18 protein-coding genes are annotated in these 20473 nt (G+C 62.4%); 7 read left to right on the forward strand and 11 right to left on the reverse strand.

Annotated features, from left to right (window positions below):
- The first annotated feature begins 21 nt into the window (after nucleotides 1–21).
- The 4 genes from HFC70_RS15740 (at nucleotide 22) to HFC70_RS15755 (ending at nucleotide 3345) form a co-directional block, all read left to right on the forward strand.
- A complete protein-coding gene (locus HFC70_RS15740) occupies nucleotides 22–846 on the forward strand; it encodes a hypothetical protein (RefSeq protein ID WP_246735809.1) in 825 nt (274 codons plus the stop codon).
- Nucleotides 847–1028: 182 nt separating this feature from the next.
- Nucleotides 1029–2417, forward strand: coding sequence for a D-alanyl-D-alanine carboxypeptidase (locus tag HFC70_RS15745; RefSeq protein ID WP_210259285.1), 1389 nt, complete (start codon nucleotides 1029–1031; stop codon nucleotides 2415–2417).
- A gap of 50 nt (nucleotides 2418–2467) precedes the next feature.
- Complete coding sequence (locus tag HFC70_RS15750) at nucleotides 2468–2737, forward strand: hypothetical protein (RefSeq protein WP_168474217.1); 270 nt, start codon at nucleotides 2468–2470, stop codon at nucleotides 2735–2737.
- An 80-nt stretch (nucleotides 2738–2817) separates the two neighbouring features.
- Entirely contained in the window at nucleotides 2818–3345 is a 528-nt protein-coding gene (locus tag HFC70_RS15755; RefSeq protein ID WP_168474218.1) for a gamma carbonic anhydrase family protein, read from the forward strand.
- A 21-nt stretch (nucleotides 3346–3366) separates the two neighbouring features.
- Here the strand turns inward: HFC70_RS15755 and HFC70_RS15760 are convergent, their stop codons facing one another.
- From HFC70_RS15760 to HFC70_RS15770, 3 genes are read right to left on the reverse strand one after another with little or no spacing between them, the layout of a single operon-like run.
- On the reverse strand, nucleotides 3367–3762 hold the full coding sequence (locus HFC70_RS15760; RefSeq protein ID WP_168474219.1) for a Fur family transcriptional regulator: 396 nt from the start codon (nucleotides 3760–3762) through the stop codon (nucleotides 3367–3369).
- A 6-nt stretch (nucleotides 3763–3768) separates the two neighbouring features.
- On the reverse strand, nucleotides 3769–4584 hold the full coding sequence (znuB, locus tag HFC70_RS15765) for a zinc ABC transporter permease subunit ZnuB (protein ID WP_168474220.1): 816 nt from the start codon (nucleotides 4582–4584) through the stop codon (nucleotides 3769–3771).
- Nucleotides 4577–5485 carry a metal ABC transporter ATP-binding protein gene (locus HFC70_RS15770; RefSeq protein ID WP_168474221.1) on the reverse strand — a complete coding sequence of 303 codons (909 nt, stop codon included), beginning with the start codon at nucleotides 5483–5485 and terminating at the stop codon, nucleotides 4577–4579. Before HFC70_RS15770 ends, znuB begins: the two co-directional genes overlap by 8 nt.
- A 104-nt stretch (nucleotides 5486–5589) precedes the next feature.
- On the opposite strand from HFC70_RS15770, the gene znuA reads away from it, so the two are divergent.
- From znuA to HFC70_RS15785, 3 genes are all read left to right on the forward strand, one after another.
- Nucleotides 5590–6609 (forward strand): zinc ABC transporter substrate-binding protein ZnuA, encoded by a 1020-nt coding sequence (znuA, locus tag HFC70_RS15775; protein ID WP_168474222.1) that lies wholly within the window; start codon nucleotides 5590–5592, stop codon nucleotides 6607–6609.
- An 87-nt stretch (nucleotides 6610–6696) separates the two neighbouring features.
- The gene (locus HFC70_RS15780) at nucleotides 6697–7902 is read left to right on the forward strand and encodes a GTP-binding protein (protein WP_168474223.1); all 1206 of its coding nucleotides are present in this window, start codon (nucleotides 6697–6699) and stop codon (nucleotides 7900–7902) included.
- A gap of 124 nt (nucleotides 7903–8026) precedes the next feature.
- Complete coding sequence (locus tag HFC70_RS15785) at nucleotides 8027–9940, forward strand: tetratricopeptide repeat protein (RefSeq protein ID WP_246735810.1); 1914 nt, start codon at nucleotides 8027–8029, stop codon at nucleotides 9938–9940.
- Nucleotides 9941–9942: 2 nt separating this feature from the next.
- On the opposite strand, the gene HFC70_RS15790 is transcribed toward HFC70_RS15785, so the two are convergent.
- The 8 genes from HFC70_RS15790 to HFC70_RS15825 form a co-directional block, all read right to left on the reverse strand.
- The gene (locus HFC70_RS15790) at nucleotides 9943–11553 is read right to left on the reverse strand and encodes a glycoside hydrolase family 43 protein (RefSeq protein WP_168474224.1); all 1611 of its coding nucleotides are present in this window, start codon (nucleotides 11551–11553) and stop codon (nucleotides 9943–9945) included.
- A gap of 217 nt (nucleotides 11554–11770) precedes the next feature.
- Nucleotides 11771–12817, reverse strand: a complete 1047-nt coding sequence (gene mgrA / locus HFC70_RS15795; protein WP_168474225.1) for an L-glyceraldehyde 3-phosphate reductase — start codon at nucleotides 12815–12817, stop codon at nucleotides 11771–11773.
- Between the two features lie 36 nt (nucleotides 12818–12853).
- Complete coding sequence (locus HFC70_RS15800) at nucleotides 12854–13987, reverse strand: Gfo/Idh/MocA family protein (RefSeq protein WP_168474226.1); 1134 nt, start codon at nucleotides 13985–13987, stop codon at nucleotides 12854–12856.
- A 33-nt stretch (nucleotides 13988–14020) separates the two neighbouring features.
- Nucleotides 14021–14782 carry a sugar phosphate isomerase/epimerase gene (locus tag HFC70_RS15805; RefSeq protein ID WP_168474227.1) on the reverse strand — a complete coding sequence of 254 codons (762 nt, stop codon included), beginning with the start codon at nucleotides 14780–14782 and terminating at the stop codon, nucleotides 14021–14023.
- 71 nt (nucleotides 14783–14853) lie between these two features.
- The gene (locus HFC70_RS15810; RefSeq protein ID WP_168474228.1) at nucleotides 14854–17313 is read right to left on the reverse strand and encodes a glycoside hydrolase family 2 protein; all 2460 of its coding nucleotides are present in this window, start codon (nucleotides 17311–17313) and stop codon (nucleotides 14854–14856) included.
- 124 nt (nucleotides 17314–17437) lie between these two features.
- A complete protein-coding gene (locus tag HFC70_RS15815) occupies nucleotides 17438–18529 on the reverse strand; it encodes an ABC transporter ATP-binding protein (protein ID WP_168474229.1) in 1092 nt (363 codons plus the stop codon).
- 3 nt (nucleotides 18530–18532) lie between these two features.
- On the reverse strand, nucleotides 18533–19468 hold the full coding sequence (locus tag HFC70_RS15820) for a carbohydrate ABC transporter permease (protein WP_168474230.1): 936 nt from the start codon (nucleotides 19466–19468) through the stop codon (nucleotides 18533–18535).
- Entirely contained in the window at nucleotides 19461–20366 is a 906-nt protein-coding gene (locus tag HFC70_RS15825) for a carbohydrate ABC transporter permease (RefSeq protein ID WP_168474231.1), read from the reverse strand. The genes HFC70_RS15820 and HFC70_RS15825 overlap by 8 nt, the downstream gene beginning before the upstream one ends.
- Between the last annotated feature and the right edge of the window lie 107 nt (nucleotides 20367–20473).

The raw sequence follows: 20473 nt of genomic DNA on the forward strand, positions 1-20473 counted from the left end.
CCGGAATGGCCGGCGTTATTGATGGATGCCGTCGATTGCGCCCAGGCGCGGGGCCTTGCCATGGACAATCGCATTTCATCAGCCATTTCCGCGGACGAGTCTCCGCTGGTTTCCAACCGTTTCCTGTTCGGCACGGCTATCGTGATCGGCGTGCTGGCACTGCTGTCAGCCGGCATCAGCGTCGCCGGCCACTGGTTCGGCGAGCGCCTGTCGCTGGCCGGACACAGCGACAGCACAGACATACACGAGGTGACCATCGGCCAGGATCGCCTGCGGCTATCGGCCAACACGATCCGATTCGAAGGCCAGCGGCATGATGGCGTGGCGCAACGGGTGGACCTGCACTTCCTCTGGCCGGAAATGACCGGCTACCATAAGGAGTATCGCCGCCGCTTCGACGATGTCTCGCTGTCCGGCTCCCTGCTCTTCCTGCAGATTTCGCAAAGCACGATGTCGCGCGACATGTCGGGCCGAGTCGGGCCGATCTATTCGCAACTCTTTACCGGACCGCCGGAAAAAGGCCCGCACGGCCTGACGCTGCATCACCTGCGCGGCGAAACCGGCTATGAGAACGAAGTCCTGTTGACGGCGCCGCGCCTTGGACTGCCGGACTATGCGGTGCGCTGCATCCTTCCCAAGCCCGGCACGCCGGCATCGAGCGGCGATTGCCAGCGCGATATCCATGTGGGGCGCGATCTGTCGGTTCTCTACCGCTTCTCGAGCACCCTCTTGGCCGATTGGGACCGCATCGATATTGCGGTGCGCTCCCATATCGAATCCCGGATCAGCGAGGCACCACTTGCCGCGCCAGCGATCGATAAAAATCGAGCGGACAGCGAAACCTAATATTCATCATAAACCACTTGGTAACGCTACCGCCCTACACTCCCCTTTCAACGTCGTCGGGGGGCGGCTGGTTCAAATTCGAATGTCGGGTAAAGAGTTTCGTGGTGAAACATACAAATTCAAGTCTAAATCGCCGGGGTTGCTCCTCCCCCCAAAGATCTCGATTTGCAGCGATCGTCCTGATGCTGATTGCAGCCTGTTTCGTCATGGTGCAGCCCGCCCATGCCGCGGCGCGCTATGCCGGCATTGTCGTCGATGCCAAGACCGGCAAGGTTCTCTATGATGAGAGCGCCGACGAGTTGCGCTACCCGGCGTCGCTGACGAAGATGATGACGCTCTACCTCGTCTTCGAAGCACTGGAATCCGGTCGTGTCCGCCTCGACACCAAGGTTCCCGTTTCGGCCAAGGCCGCGGCCGAGCCGCCGTCGAAGCTCGGCGTTCGCGCCGGCGGAAGCGTTACCATCGAACAGGGCATCCAGGCCCTGGTGACCCGTTCGGCCAACGACATCGCCACGGCGCTTGGCGAATTCATCGGCGGATCGGAATCCCGCTTTGCCCAGCAGATGACCGCCAAGGCGCGGGCTCTCGGTATGACCAAGACCACCTATCGCAATGCCAACGGCCTGCCGAACACCGCGCAGATGACGACGGCGCGCGACCAGGCCCGCCTCGGCATCGCCCTGCGCCAGCATTTTCCGCAGTATTACGGCTACTTCTCGACCCGCAGCTTCAAGTTCGGCAAGCAGGTGATCGGCAATCACAACCGGCTGCTCGGCAATGTGCGCGGCGTCGACGGCATCAAGACCGGCTACACCCGGGCCGCCGGCTTCAATCTGGTGACCTCTGCCGAAGCGGACGGACGGTCGATCGTCGGCGTCGTTCTCGGCGGTCAGTCGGGCGCCAAGCGTGATGCCACCATGCGCCAGCTGGTCGCTACCTACATGCCGAAAGCCAGCCGCTCGGGCGGCCGCAACAACCTGATTGCCAAGCACGGCTCGACACTGCCGAGCAATCCGGGCACCGCCGTCGAAGTGGCCGTTGCCGAAACCGTGGTGACAGACGCGCCATTTGCGCAGGAGCGGTTCGCCCTGCCCAATAACGGGCCTGTGCCCGTGACCCGCTATGACGACGGCAATGGCGAAGTTGCCTATGCCGCCCCCTCGCCGGCCAATGCGGCCGCATCGGCACTGGCCGTGGTGGCAAGCCCGGCGCCAAAGACGGCCGAACAGTCCGTTGCCAAGGCGCCGCCTGCCCAGATCCTGAAGGCGCCTGCCGCTCCGAGCGTTGCCGTGGACCGCACCGTCACCTCTTCGACCGCTCCGCAATCGGGCTGGATCATTCAGATTGGCGCCTCCCCCGACCAGAAGATGGCCATGGATCTGCTGCGCAACGCGCAGGATAAAGGCGGCAAGGTCCTGGGGTCCGCAAAGCCCTTTACCGTGGCCTACGGCGACGGGGCCGATCAGCTCTACCGGGCGCGATTTGCCGGCTTCGACAACCAGAAAACCGCAGTCAACACCTGCAAGGCACTGAAGAAACTTGGAATTGGCTGCTGGGCTGCAATGCAATAGCCCAGCCGTCTCATCAACCCTCGATTTGTATTTCGTACGAGGCATTTGTCATGGCACTGAATGAAGACCACTTGGACATCGGCAACCTGCCGGACCGTTCCAGACGCAATCCGCGTCTGGCCCTCAACCCGCTGCACGAGGCCGCGGTCCGGCTTGCGGATTTCGGCCTCAACCGGTCGCGGTCGCGCACCAAGGACCTGATGAATCTGCTGATCTGCCATGGTGCCCGCGCCTGGCGCTATTCGCAGCCGGAGGCCCGCATTCACCTGCATGTCGGCAAGCAGTCCGGACGCTATCCGGTTGTCATCCGGCTTCGTTGACCGTAATCTGCCTAAGGTCCGCACTGATCAAACGGCCGCCTCATTCGATGGCGGCCTTTTGCATTTTCCGGGAGGGATATATGCCGCTTTACGCTCTTGGTGCCCATGAGCCCAAAACACCGAAAACCGACCGGTTCTGGATCGCCCCGGACGCCCATGTGATCGGGCGGGTCGAACTCGGCGAGGATGTCGGCGTGTGGTTCGGCGCGGTGCTGCGCGGCGACAACGAGCCGATCACCGTCGGCGCCGGCACCAATATCCAGGAGGGTGTCATGGTGCATGTCGATCCCGGCTTTCCCGTTACCATCGGCACGGGCTGCACGATCGGCCATCATGCCATCGTGCATGGCTGCACGATCGGCGACAATTCGTTGATCGGCATGGGCGCCACGGTTTTGAACGGCGTCAGGATCGGCGCCAATTGCCTGGTGGGCGCCAATGCGCTGGTCACCGAGGGCAAGGAATTTCCCGACAATTCGCTGATCGTCGGTTCACCGGCCCGCGCCATCCGCGTGCTCGACGAGGCCGCCATTGCCGGGCTCAGACGCTCGGCCGCCAGCTATATCGGCAATTGGCAGCGATTTTCGAAAGAGTTGCGCCAGCTTTGAACGGTTCCTGTTCGCTCAGGCTCAGGCGCAGGCTTGGCACAGGCCGCGGATTTCGATCGTCGTCTTTTCCGCCTTGAAATGCTGACCCTTGGCCCAATCGGCCAGGCGATGATCAAGGGCGTGATCATGGAATTCGATGACCTGGCCGCAGCCGTTGCAGATGGCAAAGGCCACCGTGCCGTGGCTGCCGCAATTGTCCTGCGGATGGGAGCAGGCGACGAAGGCGTTGATGCTTTCCAGCCGGTGCACGAGACCCAGTTCCAGCAGCTTCTCCAGTGCCCGGTACACCTGCAAAGGCGCGCGAAAGCCGTTGTCGCGCAGCTTGTCCAGAATGGTATAGGCCGAAAGCGGGCCCTCTGCGGTTTCGAGCGCGCCGAAGACCAGCGATTGGTTACGTGTCAGCTTCGGTATCGTCATCGTGTTTTATCCTTTCAGGACCGCGCCATCGGACCGCTTTCGGGCAAACGGCAGCAGGCTTACGACAAACAGGATCAGCGCCGCCACCACGATCGAGGGACCGGATGGCGTATCATAGCTCAGCGATCCGAACAGGCCGCCGACCACCGCGACGGCGCCGATCAGCGAGGCATAGACCGCCATCATTTCCGGCGTTGCGGCAAAGCGGCGGGCGGCGGCGGCCGGGATGATCAACAGCGCGGTGATCAGCATGATGCCGACGATCTTCATGGCGATGGCAATGACCAGCGCCATCAGCAGCATGAAAATCAGGCGGGCGCGCTCGGGCTTCATGCCTTCCGCCTCGGCCAGTTCGGCATTGACGGTGGAGGCCAGCAAGGGGCGCCAGAGCATGGCAATCACGCCAATGACGAACAGGCCGCCGATCCAGATGATCGCCACATCGGTCGGCGTCACGGCGAGGATATCGCCGAACAGGAAGGCGATCAGGTCGATGCGCACCCAGGTCATGAAGGCGACCAGCACGAGGCCGATGGCCAGGGTCGAGTGGCTCAGGATGCCGAGCAGCGCATCGGCCGACAGGCCCTGGCGGCGCTGCAGGGCCATCAGCAGCAGCGAGACGAGCGCCGCGACCAGGAAGACGCTGACCATCAGGTTAAGCGAAAAGAGCAGCGACAGCGCCACGCCGAGCAGCGCCGAATGGGCCATGGTATCGCCGAAATAGGCCATGCGCCGCCAGATGACGAAACAGCCGAGCGGCCCGACGGTCAGCGCCAGGCCAATTCCCGCCAGAAGAGCGCGGATGAAGAAATCGTCAAGCATGGGGATGGTCCTCGTGCTTTGGAGCGGCGGCATGATCGTGATCGTGTCCATGGTCGTGATGATCATGATCGTGAGCATGTGCATGGTCATGATCGTGGTGATGACCGTCATCCGGATGGCAATGGTCGGTGACCGTGCCGTCCTCATGCTGGACGCGGCCGTCGGGCAGATGGGTGTGGTCGTGATGGTGATTGTAGACCGCCAGCGTCCGGCCGGCGGCGGCGCCGAACAGCCGGGTATATTCCGGGCTCTGGCTGACAGCCTCGGGCGTGCCGCGGCAGCAGACATGGCCGTTGAGGCAGATCACCGTGTCGGTCTCGGCCATCACCACATGCAGATCATGGGAAATCAGCAGGATGCCGCAGCCGGTGCGGTCGCGAATCGAGGTGATCAGATTGTAGAGCGCGATCTCGCCGGTAAAATCGACGCCCTGGACCGGTTCATCGAGCACCAGCAGTTCGGGCTTGCGGGCGATCGCCCGCGCCAGCAGCGCACGCTGGAACTCGCCGCCGGACAGGTTCTGCACCTCGGCGCCGGCCAGATGGGCAATGCCGACGGAGTCGAGCACCTCGTCGACCTCACGGGTGGCAAGCTTGCCCGTCAGCGTCATCAGCCGGCGCACGGTCAGAGGCATGGTCCAGTCGACAGCCAGCTTCTGCGGCACATAGCCGACCTTGAAGCCGGGGCGGCGCTCCACCCTGCCCTCGCTCGGCTCCAGAACGCCGATCGCCATCTTGGCGCTGGTGGATTTGCCGGAACCGTTCGGGCCGATCAGGGTGACGATCTCGCCGGGGCTGACCGAAAACTCGACACCGCGCACCAACCAGCGTCCGCCACGCGAAATGCCGGCATTGGTGAGGGAAACGAGCGGCGTCTGACGAAGTGATCGCGGAGCGTCCATGGATTTTCCAAATTTTCGCTGTTGCATGAGGCTATGGCACACGTTATAGCATAACGCAATTGATGTAATAACATTACACCCTCATATCAAGCCGGAGTAACCCGATGCCCCACTCGAAACTGTCCCTGCTGGCCGGCGTGGCCGGTCTGTCGCTCCTGCCGTCTTTGGCACTGGCGGCGGCGCCCGAGGTCGTCGTGTCGATCAAGCCGATCCACTCGCTGGTCGCAGCCGTGATGGACGGCGTCGGCGAGCCGAAGCTGATCGTCGAAGGGGCCGCCTCGCCCCATACCTATACGCTGAAGCCATCGAACGCCCGCGCGCTGCAGAATGCCAATGTGGTGTTCTGGGTGGGACACGGCCTGGAGGCCTTCCTCGAAAAGCCGCTTGAGGCGCTCGCCGGCAAGGCGACCGTGGTGGAGCTCGAAGAGGCGCCCGGTGTGACGACCCTGCCGTTTCGCGAAGGCGGCGCTTTCGAGGCGCATGATGATGGCGACGAGCATGAAGACCATGACGATCATGCCGCTGAAGCAGGCCATGATCATGACACAGCCGAGGCAGGTCACGCCGAGGAAGGTCATGGTGAGCACGACCATGAGCATGGCGGCCAGGACATGCATCTCTGGCTCGATCCGATCAACGCCAAGGCGATGACGGCCGACATCGAAAAGACCCTGTCGGCTGCCGATCCGGACAATGCCGCGACCTATCACGCGAATGCCAAGGCGCTGTCCGACAGGCTGGACGCACTCGACACGGAACTCAAGGCCACCGTTGCGCCGATCAAAGACAAGCCCTTCGTGGTCTTCCATGATGCCTATCAGTATTTCGAGCACCGCTACGGGATCCGGGTGGCCGGATCGATCACGGTGAGCCCGGAGGCAACGCCGGGCGCCGAGCGGATTTCGGAGATCCACAAGAAGGTGATCGAGCTTGGCGCGACCTGCGTGTTCGCCGAACCGCAGTTCGAACCGAAACTGGTCAAGGTGGTGACCGAAGGCACACCGGCCAAGGCCGGCACGCTCGACCCGGAAGCAGCGACCCTTGAGGCCGGTCCGGATCTCTATTTCCAACTGATGCGCGGCATCGGTACGTCGCTGGTCAATTGCCTGTCGCAGACCAACTGAGCAAGCGCTTCATCAACAAGGCGGGCCAACATGCCCGCCTTTTTCAGATACACAGATGTAATACTATTACAATCGAGGTGAAATCGAATGTCAGCCATAGACAAACTGCCCGTGACAGTCCTGTCGGGTTTTCTTGGCGCCGGTAAGACCACCCTGCTCAATCATGTGCTCTCCCATCGCAGTGCGCTGAAGGTGGCGGTGATCGTCAACGACATGAGCGAGGTGAATATCGATGCGGCGCTGGTGCGCGAGGGCGGCGCCAATCTGTCGCGCACCGACGAGCAACTGGTGGAAATGAGCAATGGCTGCATCTGTTGCACGCTGCGCGAAGATCTATTGACCGAAGTGCGCAAGCTGGCGGCGATGAACCGGTTCGACTATCTGCTGATCGAGGCGACCGGCATCGCCGAACCGCTGCCGATCGCCACCACCTTCGACTACCGCGACGAGGACGGCCACAGCCTGTCGGATATCGCCCGCCTCGATACGATGGTCACCGTGGTCGATGCGGCCAATCTGCTGCGCGACTACAGCTCGGCCGATTTTCTCGCCGACCGCGGCGAGACCGCGGACGACGAAGATAACCGCACGCTGGTCGATCTGCTGGTCGAGCAGATCGAATTCGCCGATATCGTCATCCTCAACAAGGTGGGCATCGCAACGCTCGAGACACTCGACGCCGCCCGCAAGATCGTGACCGGCCTCAATCCAGATGCCCGGATCATCGAGACCGATTTCGGCATGGTAAAGCCGGTCGACATTCTCGGCACAGGCCTGTTCGACATCACCAAGGCGGAGACCCATCCGCTGTGGTTCAAGGAGTTGCACGGCTTTAAGGACCATGTGCCGGAGACGGAGGAATATGGCATCCGCTCCTTCGTCTATCGGGCACGCGCGCCGTTCGATCCGGCAAAGTTCCAAACCTTCATCGACAGCGTCTGGCCGGGCGTGATCCGTGCCAAGGGCTTCTTCTGGCTGGCAACCCGGCCTCATCATGTCGGGGAGATCAGCCAGGCGGGGCCGCTGGTGCGCACCGGGCGCATGGGGCTCTGGTGGGCCTCCGTGCCACGTGTGCAATGGCCGGACAATCCGGACTTCCTGCGGGCCATGTCACCCTATCTCGACCCAATCTGGGGAGACCGGCGCCAGGAGATCGTGTTCATCGGCAGCGACCCGATGAACGAGGTCGAGATCACGGAATTGCTGGATGCCTGTCTCGTCGACACGCAAGGCTTTCATCCGGATCGCTGGAAACACATGGCCGATCCCTTTGCGGCCTGGACCCGTGCATAACGCCGTGCCGTAAGATCGGAACGCGCCCGTTCCGGTCTTTGCCAAGGACTTTCCGGGTTAGCTTTGCACAAGGCTTACTGCCTAGCTTGGCAGTCCATCGCAGCGATGATCCGGGAGAATCGGCTTGCCTTTCAACGACAACCTTGCGGACGCGCGCGCCGCCTTCGACGCCGGTGCGTATAACGATGCGCTGACGGCGCTGAACGGACTGATCGCCACCTCCCCCGACCTTGCCCCCGTGCTGCTGCTGGCCGAGACGCTGTTGAAGCTCGGCCTGCCGACCGCTGCGGCAGAGACCTTCGAACACGCAGCCCGGCGCGACAGCGATTCGCCGGAAACGCACCTGCGCCGGGCCGCGCGGCTCTATTTCGACGCTGGCGACGCCGACAAGGCCGCGGCGCTGGCGCTTGACCTGCGTGGCCGGGTTCAGGACGATCCGGAAGCAGCCTATATCCTGATTTCCGTGACGCGGCGGATGGGCCGCGACACCTTCGTCGACGCCATGAAGAACGATCTGGTGGCGAGCGACGACCCGGCGCATCTGGTGCTGGCGGCAGAACTGATCGGCGGCGATAAGCGCAACGAGAACAACCTCATCCTCTACAAGAAGCTGCGCCGGCTGCATCCTGACGATGCCCATATCCGGATGTCGCTTTTGGCCTTTGCCCGCGAGTTCTGCGATTTCGAGGTGCTGGAGACCGAGGAAGCCGCCTTGCGGCTGGAGCTTGCCGAGGGCCGGACCGCGGCCCTTGCCGCCGAGACGCCGCACTACAATCTCATGTGGCTTGGCGACGAGGCGCTCAATCGGCTGGCCAGCAATGTTCCCGTCGCGCCGCCTCCGAGCGATGCCGCAGCCCGGCGCCGCGCCATGCCGCATCGCTGGGGCGACAAGATCCGCATCGGCTATCTCTCCAACGATCTGTGGGACGACCATGCCACGATGCGGCTGTTCCAGAGCGTGCTGACGGCCCATGACCCCGATCGTTTCGAGGTGACGCTGTTCTGCTACACGCCGGAACGCTTCATTGCCTTCGACGGCGGCAACCGCCAGAGCTGGGGACGGATCGTGCGCATCGAGGCGATGGACGATGCCGAGGCGATCAGGGCGATCCGCGCCCGCAACATCGACATCCTCGTCGATCTCAAGGGCCATACCAGCCACACCCGGTCGCAGCTGATGAACCAGCCGGTGGCGCCGGTGCATGTGCAATGGCTGGGCTTTCCGGGCAGTTGCGTGAATGTCGGCTGCGACTATGTGATCGGCGATCCCTTTGTGCTGCCGGACAGTTCGAAACCCCACTATCACGAGAGATTCTGCCGCTTGCCGGAAACCTACCAGCCGAACGACCCCGTGCACCGGGTCTCGCCCATGCCGGCCTCGCGGCGTGCCTATGGTCTGCCGACCGACCGTTTCGTGTTCTGCGCCTTCAACAGCCAGCGCAAGAATTCACCGGAAACCATGGCGCATTGGGCGGCCGTGCTGCGGGCCAATCCCGACGCCATGCTGTGGCTGATGGTCAACGGCAACACGGCGCGCCAGAACACCGCCGATCAGTTCCGCCGGCTCGGCGTCAAACCCAACCAGTTCCTGTTTGCGCCAAAAATGGCCTATGCCGCCCATATGGCGCGGGCGCAGGCGGCCGATCTCGGCCTCGACAGCTTTCCCTATAACGGCCATACGACGACCTCGGACATGCTGTGGGCCGGTGTGCCGGTCGTCACGTTCAAGGGCAGCAATTTTGCCTCGCGCGTGTCGGAAAGCCTGCTGAACGCCGTCGGCCTTGCGGATCTGGTCGCCAAGGATGCCGAGGCATTCGTGACGCTCTGCACTGCCATCGTCAACGAGCCGGGCCGCATCACCGCGATCCGCGAAAAGCTCGCCTACAATCGGTTCCGCGCGCCGCTGTTCGATGCCGAGCGATTCTGCCGGCATCTGGAAACGGCCTTCGAGACCATGGCGGACCGGGCGCGCCAGGGCCTGGCGCCCGAGCATTTCGACGTGCCGGCGCTGGCGCCGCGCGAGGAACCTTTCCTGTAGTTTCAAAGCGGCTCGTAGGTGAAGTGATCGAAATCGGCCGGTTTGCCGCGTCCGCTGGTATCGAAGGCGAATAGTCCGGCAAAGGCGCCGGTGAAGGACCCGTGTTCGCCACGGCCACCCTCATCGGAAATCACGCCGGCGTCGAGCACCGGCCCGATCGGCTGCCAGTCATTGAACCCGGCCGGACGCCAGGCGAACCGCAGGTCATTATCGGAAATCTCCATCGACAGCTCGACCGGCCCCTCCGGCACGGGCACGCCATTGTCGGCTGGAAACTGCATGCGGCTATGGGGAAAATCGCCCGGGCAGGAGAAGATGGTGACCACCCGTCCGAGCTTTTCATGCAGGGTGACTGCCAAAGCATGGAACTTGTGGCGGTTGTAGTAATGGGTGAGGCCCGCCGCCTGCTGATAGGTATCGGGCACAAAATCGACGACGGTCAGGGCGCGGAAACGATGATGCTCCTGGCGGCGGGCGACCAGCGACTGCTCGAACCACGAGCCGATGCTCTCGCGGCCGAACAGGCGCAGATGCCCGGCCCTCGCCTTGAGGCTGAACAGGCGATCGGGCTCGGGGCTGCGCAGCCACTGAAAGTCCATCGGTAAGTCCGCGCTGTCGAAGTCGGTACGCACCGGCGCCGTCTTTACTGCAGAGGATGCGCCACCGGGCGCCTCGACCTTGAGTGCCGGCACGGGACCGCCGTGCTGCAGATAGAGCCAGTCATCGTCTTTCCAGACGCATTTCTGCAAGGCGGTTTCGCGACCCAGCGTGCAGCGCCGCTTCGGCGCCAGGGGACGACCGCAGAGATGGGTGTGATAGGCCTGACCGTCCGGCGTCTCGACATACTGGCCATGGCCGGCCCGCTGCAATGGGGCTTCCGGGTGATCCTTCGACGTGATGAGATGGATGTCGGGATGCATCTCATACGGACCCTCGATGCGCCTTGAGCGGGCCATGGTCACGGCATGATCGTAGCCGGTGCCGCCTTCGGCGGTGGTCAGGTAGTACCAGCCGTTGCGCTTGAACAGATGTGGCCCTTCGACCAAACCGAGCGGGCTGCCGGCGAAAATATTCTTGATCGGGCCGACAAGCGTCTTCTCCTGCGGATCCCATTCTTGGCACAGGATACCGTCGAAGGCCGGATGCTTCGGCGAGCCGCCATAGCTCTCCGTGCGGTGGTTCCACTGCATGTTGAGAAACCACTTGCGACCGTCCTCGTCGTGAAACAGCGAGGGGTCGAAGCCGGAGGAATTGACATAGACCGGATCCGACCAGATGCCATCCACGGTCGGGCAGGTGACGATATAGTTATGGGCGTCCTTGAAATTGCCGTCGAGCCGCTTGACGTCCGTATAGACCAGCCAGAACAGACCATCGGCATAGGAAAGGCACGGCGCCCAGATGCCGCAGCTGTCGGGATTGCCGCGCATGTCGAGCTGGCTCTTGCGCTCCAAGGGCCGGCGCTTGAGCATCCAGTTGGCGAGGTCGCGCGAATGATGGATCTGCACGCCCGGATACCATTCGAAGGTCGAGGTGGCGATATAATAGTCCTCGCCGACCCGGCAGATCGACGGATCGGGATTGAATCCCGGCAGGATGGGGTTTTGGATCATGCGCCTTCTATCCTCCATATGTGGGGCACCCCCCTCTGTCGGCGACGCCGACATCTCCCCCACATGGGGGGAGATGATCCGCCGGCGCCGGCCCCCTGTCGCCGGCATCCCGGCTGCCGTCATCCTCGGCCCTGTGCCGAGGATCCACCGAGATCGAAACCGTCTTCGACCTTGGCAGATGCTCGGGACAAGCCCGAGCATGACGACTTAACTGATGCTATTTCCTGGCCGGCCCCTTGCGTTCGGCAGACGCAGCCCAGAGGTTGATGTCGGCATCCCTGGCATGCACGTCGATCTCGGCCAGCTCTTCCGCCGTGAAATCCGGCCGGTCGAGCGCCTTGACGCAATCCTCGACCTGGGACGGTTTCGAGGCACCGATCAGTGCCGTGGTGATGCGGCCGCCGCGCAACACCCAGGCTAGCGCCATCTGCGCCAGGGTCTGGCCGCGCCGTTCGGCGATGGCGTTGAGCTTGCGGATATTCTCGATGTTGCGTTCGGTCAGAAAATCCTTGTTGAGCGACTTCTCCTGGGCCGCGCGGCTGGTCTCCGGAATGCCGCCGAGATATTTCGAGGTCAGCATGCCCTGTGCCAGCGGCGAGAAGACGATGGAGCCGACGCCCAGCTCTTCGAGCGTATCGACGAGGCCGTCCTCCTCGATCCAGCGGTTGATCATCGAATAGCTCGGCTGATGGATCAAAAGCGGCGTGCCGAGGCGTTTCAGGATCTCGTAAGCCTCGCGGGTACGCTTGGAATTATAGGAGGAAATGCCGATATAGAGCGCCCTGCCCGACCGGACGATGTGATCGAGCGCCGCGCAGGTTTCCTCCAGCGGCGTCTCGGGATCGAAGCGGTGCGAATAGAAAATGTCGACATAATCGAGGCCCAGGCGCTTCAGGCTCTGGTCGCAGGAGGCGATCAGGTATTTGCGGCTGCCCCATTCGCCATAGGGTCCCGGCCACATGTTGTAGCCGGCCTTGGACGAGATGATCATCTGGTCGCGGTAGCCGGCAAAATCGGTTTTGAGGATCTCGCCGAAGGCCGTCTCGGCGCTGCCGGCCGGCGGGCCGTAATTGTTGGCCAGATCAAAATGGGTGATGCCGAGATCAAACGCCGTGCGGCAGATCGCCTGTTTGGTGGCATGTGGCGTGTCATTGCCGAAATTGTGCCAGAGGCCAAGCGAAATGGCCGGCAGTTTGAGGCCGCTCTTGCCGCAGCGATTGTAGGTCATCCGCTCATAGCGGTTTCCGGCCGGAGTATAGTTCATGGATGGTTCTCTCTTAAATGCGGACGATGCCACGCCTTATCTAAGCAAAGCCCGCGCTTCGTCTACCCCGAGCGCCGCTGGTTGCGTGCAGGTGGTCGACAAAGTGACGAATTCACCCGTCTCGCCGGACTTCAGGATGGACACCATCACATCGACGCCGTGCAGGGCGCGGTCCAGCGAGCAGCGCGCATCACGCCCGCCGAGGATCGCCAGCGCCATGTCGGCAAGCCCGGCGGTGCGATAATTGGCCCGCGGGCCGTTGGCGTGTTCCTGGTTGTTGATGCCGAACGGATGATCCCAGTCGGCAAGCGGTGCGATCTCCTTGTTGCGGCCGCTGGCCTCGACGGTGCCGCCGAAGAAATTGGGGTCCGGCACATAAAGCGACCCCTCGGTGCCGTAGAGTTCCATATTGGCATGGCGGTGCGACCAGACATCCCAGCTTGCCGACAGGGTGATCGTCGCACCGTTCTGGAACTCCAGCAGCGCATGGATATTGGTCGGCGTCTTGACCGGAATGGTCTCTCCGCTACGGGGTTGGCTGGTGATCGTGCGGGTCTCAGACGCCATCGAGGTCAGCGCCGCCGCCCGCTTGACCGGGCCGATCAGGTTGATCAGATTGGCGATATAATAAGGTCCGAGGTCGAGGATCGGTCCACCGCCGGGCAGGAAGAAGAAGTCCGGATTGGGGTGCCACATTTCCATGCCCGGGCTCATCACATGGCAGGTGCCCGAGGTGATGCGGCCGATGCCGCCCTGGTCGATGAACTGGCGTGCCAGCTGGTGCGAACCGCCGAGAAACGTATCCGGTGCGCAGCCGACGGAGAGGCCCTTTTCCCTGGCAATGCGCCTGAGTTCCTCGCCCTCCTCCAGACTCAGCACCAGCGGTTTTTCCGAATAGACGTGCTTGCCTGCTTCCAGGATGCGCTTCGAAACCGCGAAATGCGCGTCCGGAATCGTCAAGTTGACGATGATGTCGAGATCCGGGTTGGCGAGCAGTTCCTCCATCGGCTGGGCGATGACGCCATATTCCTCCGCCCGGAGTTCGGCGGCATTCATGTTGAGGTCTGTGCAGGCCAGCACCTTCAGCCCCTTGAACAGCGGGGCCAGCGAAAAATAGGTGGTCGAGATATTGCCGCATCCGATGATGCCGACGCCGAGTTCGCGTGTCATGGGTCTATCCAGTTTTTTCAGATCAGGTTTCGATCAATAGGAATTGAAGGCCGCGATGGAGCGGCTGATCAGGCGGCCGATATCGCTCGGATTGTCATGCTCGACGATGAAATCGCGCACATTGTAGGGTTTCAGCGCTGCCATTAGGCCCTTCCAGTCGACGGTGCCGTGGCCGACATCGGCCCAGCCATCCTCGTCCTTGTTCTCGCCGGCGGCAGCGATATCCTTGACGTGGACGGCGGAAATACGTTTGCCATAGCTCTCGATCCAGGCAAAGGGATCGGCGCCGCCGCGGATGATCCAGGCGATATCGGCTTCCCACAGCAGATCGGGGCCGCCGGCAAAGATCTGTTCCTGCGGCGTCGATTCGTCTTCCAGCGTGGCGAATTCGAAATCGTGATTGTGCCAGCCGAACCGCAGGCCGGCGTCGCGGATCGGCTTGCCGGCCGCCTGCAGGCGCTGTCCGAAGGCAAACCAGCCGGCGGCATCGGTCGGCCGCTGGTCGGGCAGCAGATAGGGGCAATAGACCGCCTCGATGCCGAGCGTTGCGGCAATCTTCAGGACGCGCTGCGGATCGCTTTCGAGCAGATCAAGGCCGAAATGGCCGGTCGGCATGGTCAGGCCGTTCTTGTCGAGATCGGCCTTCAGGGATTGCAGGCCCGCCTCGTCGGCGGCGGCATACATGGCGCCGTAACCCTCGACGGAGGCATATCCCGCTTCCGACAGAAGCGGCAGGATGGCGCTGAAGGGCTGGAAATTGCGGGCGCTGTAGAGCTGGAAACCTAGCTTGGTCATATCGTCTCCTCCTGAAGACTGGTTGCTGCAACGGTCGGGTGCCGATGCTGCTTGTTCCGGTGGGTCATGGCCTACGCTGCCTGCTGGCAGGAATGGAGATCGTAGGCGGTAAATTTCGGCTTCAGGCCGCCCGGCATCGCGGCCGACGGCGTGAACAGGATGCGGCGGCTTTCACCGGCCGTGAGATCGAAGGCATTGTCGGAAAAACGGCCCGGCACATCGCTTGTCATCATCACGAACAGGGCAAGGCCCGTTGCGCTGATGGTCAACTCGTAAGTCTCGCCACGCGCCGCCGCCGTGACCGTCAGGCCGGAGGGTTGAAGCTCCAGCGCCTTGTAGGTGCCGTGCACGTAATGGCCCTCGCCGCTCATGCCGTTCGAGGCGATGAAGCTCCAGGCGATCAACTGACCCGGCTTGATCTCTGCCGCGTCGAGCGTCATCAGCGTGCCGGCGCGATCAGGTTCGCAGACGTCGTTGGCGGTCTTCATGGGCACGCGCAAACCTTCCAGGGTGAGCGCATAGAGATTCATGTCGATCGTCAGGGGTTCGGCCGTATCGTTGGCCATGGAAAAGGCGATGGACCGGCCGTCCTGCGATGGAATGGCGGCAACCGCGACCGGCTGGAAGAAACGGCGCGCCATATAATGCATTGCCTTCCAGCCGCCGCCGTAGTCGAGGCTTGCCCAGGAGGCGACCGGCCAGGTGTCGTTGAGCTGCCAGTAGAGCGTGCCCATGCAATGGGGTTTCAGCGAGCGCCAGAAATCCACCGCCGTCTTGATCGCCAGCCCCTGCTGGATCTGGCTCAGATAGACGAAATTGGCAAAGTCCCTGGGAAAGCGGAAATAGCGGAACATCGTGCCGGCAATGCGCTCGTTGCCGCCGGCGTTCTTCTGATGCAGCTCGATCACCGGCGAGGCGATATTCAGGTCCTTGGCCGCTGCGAAGCTCTCGATGACCGGCAGCGAGGTATAGGACTGGAAGCCGAATTCCGAGCAGAAGCGCGGCCGCACGGTCCGGTAATTGTCAAAGCTCTTGTTCTCGTGCCAGACCGACCAGTAATGCATGTCGCCCGAACCATCGGCATGCCAGGCATCGCCGTAGTCGAGATAGCCGGACGCCGGGCTCGACGGCCACCACAGGGCCTCAGGCGCGGCCTTCTTCAGCCCCTGCTCGATCACCCGGTTCAGGCGGTCATAGGCGACCAGATAGCGGTCGCGGTTGTCGCGCGATGGCTTGAACCAATTGAGCGCTCCAACCAGTTCGTTATCGCCGCACCACAGCGCGATCGAGGCATGGGACGACAGCCGCTTGACCTGATAATCGACTTCGGCCGCAACATTTTCCAGGAAATCCTCGGTGCAGGGATAGAGATTGCAGGCAAACATGAAATCCTGCCAGACCAGCAGGCCGAGCCGGTCGCAGAGATCGTAGAAATGGTCCTGTTCGTAGAAGCCACCGCCCCAGACGCGGATCATGTTCATATGGGCGTCCACTGCCGAGCGCAGCAGATCCTCGGTCTTTTCCGGGCTGGTGCGCGAGAACAGGGCGTCGGCGGGGATCCAGTTGGCGCCGCGGCAAAAGATTTCGCGGCCGTTGATGCGGAAGGCAAAGCGGCTGCCTGCCTCGTCCTTGTCGGTCAGCAGTTCGATGGTTCTGAACCCGATCTGGCGGTGGGCGGTCTCGCCGGGGATGTCGACCTCAAGCGCATAGAGCGCCTGCTCGCCGCTGCCGGCCGGCCACCAGAGCCTGGGGCTGTCGATGTGGAAGACGTGGTTGACCACCGTCTCGCCGGCACCGATGCCGCAATCGAGCCTGAGCCGTTCGCCGTCGAGAGCAAAATGCACCGGCACGATGGCCGGGTCTTCGGAGTAGAGCGTCAAAGCCACATGCAGATCGACGCTGCCGTCGCCATGGTGGACCTGGCGGGTGACCAGATGCTCGATGCGGGCCGGGTCGAGCTTTTTCAGCGCTACGGTGCCGTAAAGACCGAGCGGTGCCAGGGCGATGTTCCAGTCCCAGCCGAAATGGCATTGCGGCTTGCGCAGCATATTGCCATTGGGAATCGGCGAATTGTCGGTGGAATACGGCACGTAGAACGGCTGGCGAGCCTGGCGCTCGGCGCCGGCGGTTATGCTCGAATGGATGTGGATGCGAATGGTATTGTCGCCCGGCTGCAGGGCCGAGGAGACATCGGGCCGGTAGCGGCGAAAACAATTGTCGGCCGACAGCACCGGGATATCGTTGACGAAGACCACCGCGACCGTGTCGAGATAGTCGATATCGAGATACCAGCCGGCCTCGAGGTCGCTCAGCGTAAAGCTCCGCTCCAGGACCCAGTCGCGCTTTGCCACCCATTGCACGTCGATCTCGTTGCGACCCTGGTACGGGTCCTCGATGATGGCGGCCGCCTGCAGCGCCGAATGCACGTCGCCCGGCACGCGCATGTCCGTTGCATGGTCGCCATCCACCGAGCGCAACTGCCAGGTGCCGGAAAGATCGATGGTCTTGGGTGTTTCGGGTGTATTCGTCATGGGTCAATCCAGATCATTCATGTCGGAGCAAGCTCGCCCCCCTCTGCCCTACCGGGCATCTCCCCCACACGGGGGAGATCGTTGTGCCGCGGGCGCTTCATTCCCAGAAGCGCGTCGAGTGGCTTTAGATCCGCTCCTCGGTTGCCGCGTCGAACAGCGAGGCGACCGACATGTCGAAGCTGAGGCGCACCGAGGCGCCCGGCGCGAAGCGGCGCGTGCCGCCGATGCGCACCGACATGATATGCCCGGCATGTTTCAGCCAGAGCAGGTTGTCGGCACCCATCGGCTCCTCGATATCGACCACGGCGGTATGGATCTCGGCACCGGCCGGGATGTCGTCGTCCACCTTGATATGCTCCGGCCGGACGCCAAGGGTCACCTTGCGGCCTGCCTTCAAGGGCTCACCGGCATCATATCCGGCCAGCGAGAAGGTCACGCCACCGGTCTCGAACACGACGGTGCCGTTGCGCTCGACCAGTTCGCCCTTCAGGAAATTCATCGACGGCGAACCGATGAAGCCGGCGACGAAAAGATTGGTCGGGCGATTGTAGATCACCATGGGGTCGTCGAGCTGCTGGATGACGCCGCTTTTCATGATGGCGATGCGGTCGGCCAACGTCAGCGCCTCGATCTGGTCATGGGTGACATAGATCATGGTGTTCTTCAGGGAGTGATGCAGCCGCTTGATCTCGACGCGCAGTTCGGAGCGAAGCTTGGCGTCGAGGTTCGACAGCGGTTCGTCGAACAGGAAGACATCGACATCGCGCACCAGGGCACGGCCGATGGCGACGCGCTGGCGCTGGCCGCCCGAGAGTTCACCCGGCTTGCGGTTCAGCAGCGCCTCGATCTGCAGGATTTCGGCAGCACGCGCCACCTTCTCCTTGATCTTGTCGGCCGGCACCTTGGCGACGCGCAGGCCGAAGGACAGATTCTTCTCCACCGTCATCTGCGGATAGAGCGCATAGGACTGGAACACCATGCCGATGCCGCGGTCCTTGGGCTCTTCCCAGGTGACGTTCTTGTCCTTGATGAAGATCTGCCCCTCGGTCGGCTCAAGCAGGCCGGCGATGCAGTTCAGCAAAGTCGACTTGCCGCAGCCGGACGAGCCGAGCAGCACGAGGAATTCGCCATCCTTGATGTCGAGGTTGAGGGTTTTCAGCACGGTGACGGCACCGAAGCTGAGCGAGAGGTCCTTGATCGATACACTGATGGTCATGGCTTAACCCTTGACTGCGCCGGCAGCGATGCCGCGGACGAACAGACGGCCGGAAACGAAATAGACGATGAGCGGAACGGCGCCGGTCAGCAGCGTGGCTGCCATGTTGACGTTGTATTCCTTCACGCCCTGAACCGAGTTGACGATGTTGTTGAGCTGCACCGTCATCGGGTAATATTCAGGCCGGGTGAAGACGACGCCGAACAGGAAGTCGTTCCAGATGCCGGTGATCTGCAGGATCATCGCGACGACGAAGATCGGCAGCGACATCGGCACCATGATCTGCAGGAAAATCTGCCAGAAGCCGGCACCGTCGATACGGGCCGCCTTGAACAGTTCTTCCGGCAGCGACACGAAGTAGTTGCGGAACAGCAGCGTCAGGATCGGCATGCCGAAGATCGAATGCACGATGATCAGGCCGGTCAGCGAGCCGTAGAGCCCGACTTCGCGGAGCACGATGACGATCGGGTAGATCATCACCTGATAAGGAATGAAGGCGCCGATGATCAGGATGGTGAAGAAGATCTCCGCCCCCTTGAAGCGCCAGTTGGCGAGCGCATAGCCGTTCACCGAGGCAATGGCGATCGACGCGATGGTGGACGGAATGGTGATGCGCACCGAATTCCAGAAGCCGCGCGACAGGCCGTCGCAATTCAGACCCGTGCAGGCCTCGCTCCAGGCCTTGACCCAGGGCTCGAAGACGATTTCCACGGGCGGCGAGAAGATGTTGCCGAGCCGGATTTCCGGCATGCCCTTCAACGAGGTCACGACCATCACGTAGAGCGGCAGCAGGTAATAGGCGGCCGCCACGAACAGCGTGCCGTAGAGCATGATGTTGCGGGCCGAGAGGGTGCGCTTCGGCTTCTTGCCGCGCGGCCCCTCGGCCATACGCGCGCTGCGCCCCGCAGCCATGGTGTTGTCAGCGATGATGTCAGCCACGTTTACGTCCTCCGCCAAATTCCAGATAGGCCCAGGGCACGATGATGATGGCGACCGTCAGCAGCATCATGGTGGAGGCTGCAAAGCCCTGGCCGAGGTTCTGCGCCTGAAACATGTAGTCATAGACATATTTGGCCGGCACTTCCGAGGCGATGCCGGGACCGCCGGAGGTCTGCGCCACCACCAGGTCGTAGACGCGGACGATGCCGCTGGCGATGATCACCAGCGTGGTGATGAACACCGGGCGCATCATCGGGATGATGATGAAGATATAGGTTCGCCACATGGGTATGCCGTCGATGCGCGAGGCCTTCCAGATATCCTCGTCGATGCCGCGCAGACCGGCCAGCATCAGGCACATGACGAGGCCGGTGCCCTGCCACAGCGCCGCGATCAGGATGCCGTAGATGACAATGTCGGAATTGTAGAGCGGATCGAAGGCAAAACTCGTCCAGCCGAGCGACCGCACCACGGATTGCACGCCGAATTCCGGATTGAGGATCCATTGCCAGACGAGGCCGGTGACGATGAAGGACAGGGCGAAGGGATAGAGAAAGATGGTGCGGAAGGTGTTCTCGAAGCGGATCTTCTGGTCCATCAGAGCCGCCAGCACGAAGCCGATGAACAGGCTGAAGATCAGCGAGAAAAGGCCGTAGATCGCCAGGTTCTGGATCGACATGACCCAGCGTGGTGCCGCCCAGAGGCGCTCGTACTGGTCGAGCCCGACAAAGGAAAGGCGCGGCAGGAGCTTGGAATTGGTGAAGGAATAAAACACCGTCCACAGGGTGCCACCCAGAAAGATGACGACGGAGGTGATGATCATCGGGATGGAGGCAATCTTCGAATTCAGATTGCGCAGCCATTGGTTTGGCCGGCCGGTGCGCGCTTGGCCCGTCATGGGTTGGTCCTCCTGGCTCACAACGACTTTCGCAAATGACGCAGACAGTTCCGCAAAAATGCATCACGCTCTACGAGCGGTCGCTTACGGGCGGGCAGTCACAGCAA

This window comes from Agrobacterium sp. a22-2 (assembly GCF_012276985.1).
Taxonomy (GTDB): domain Bacteria; phylum Pseudomonadota; class Alphaproteobacteria; order Rhizobiales; family Rhizobiaceae; genus Allorhizobium.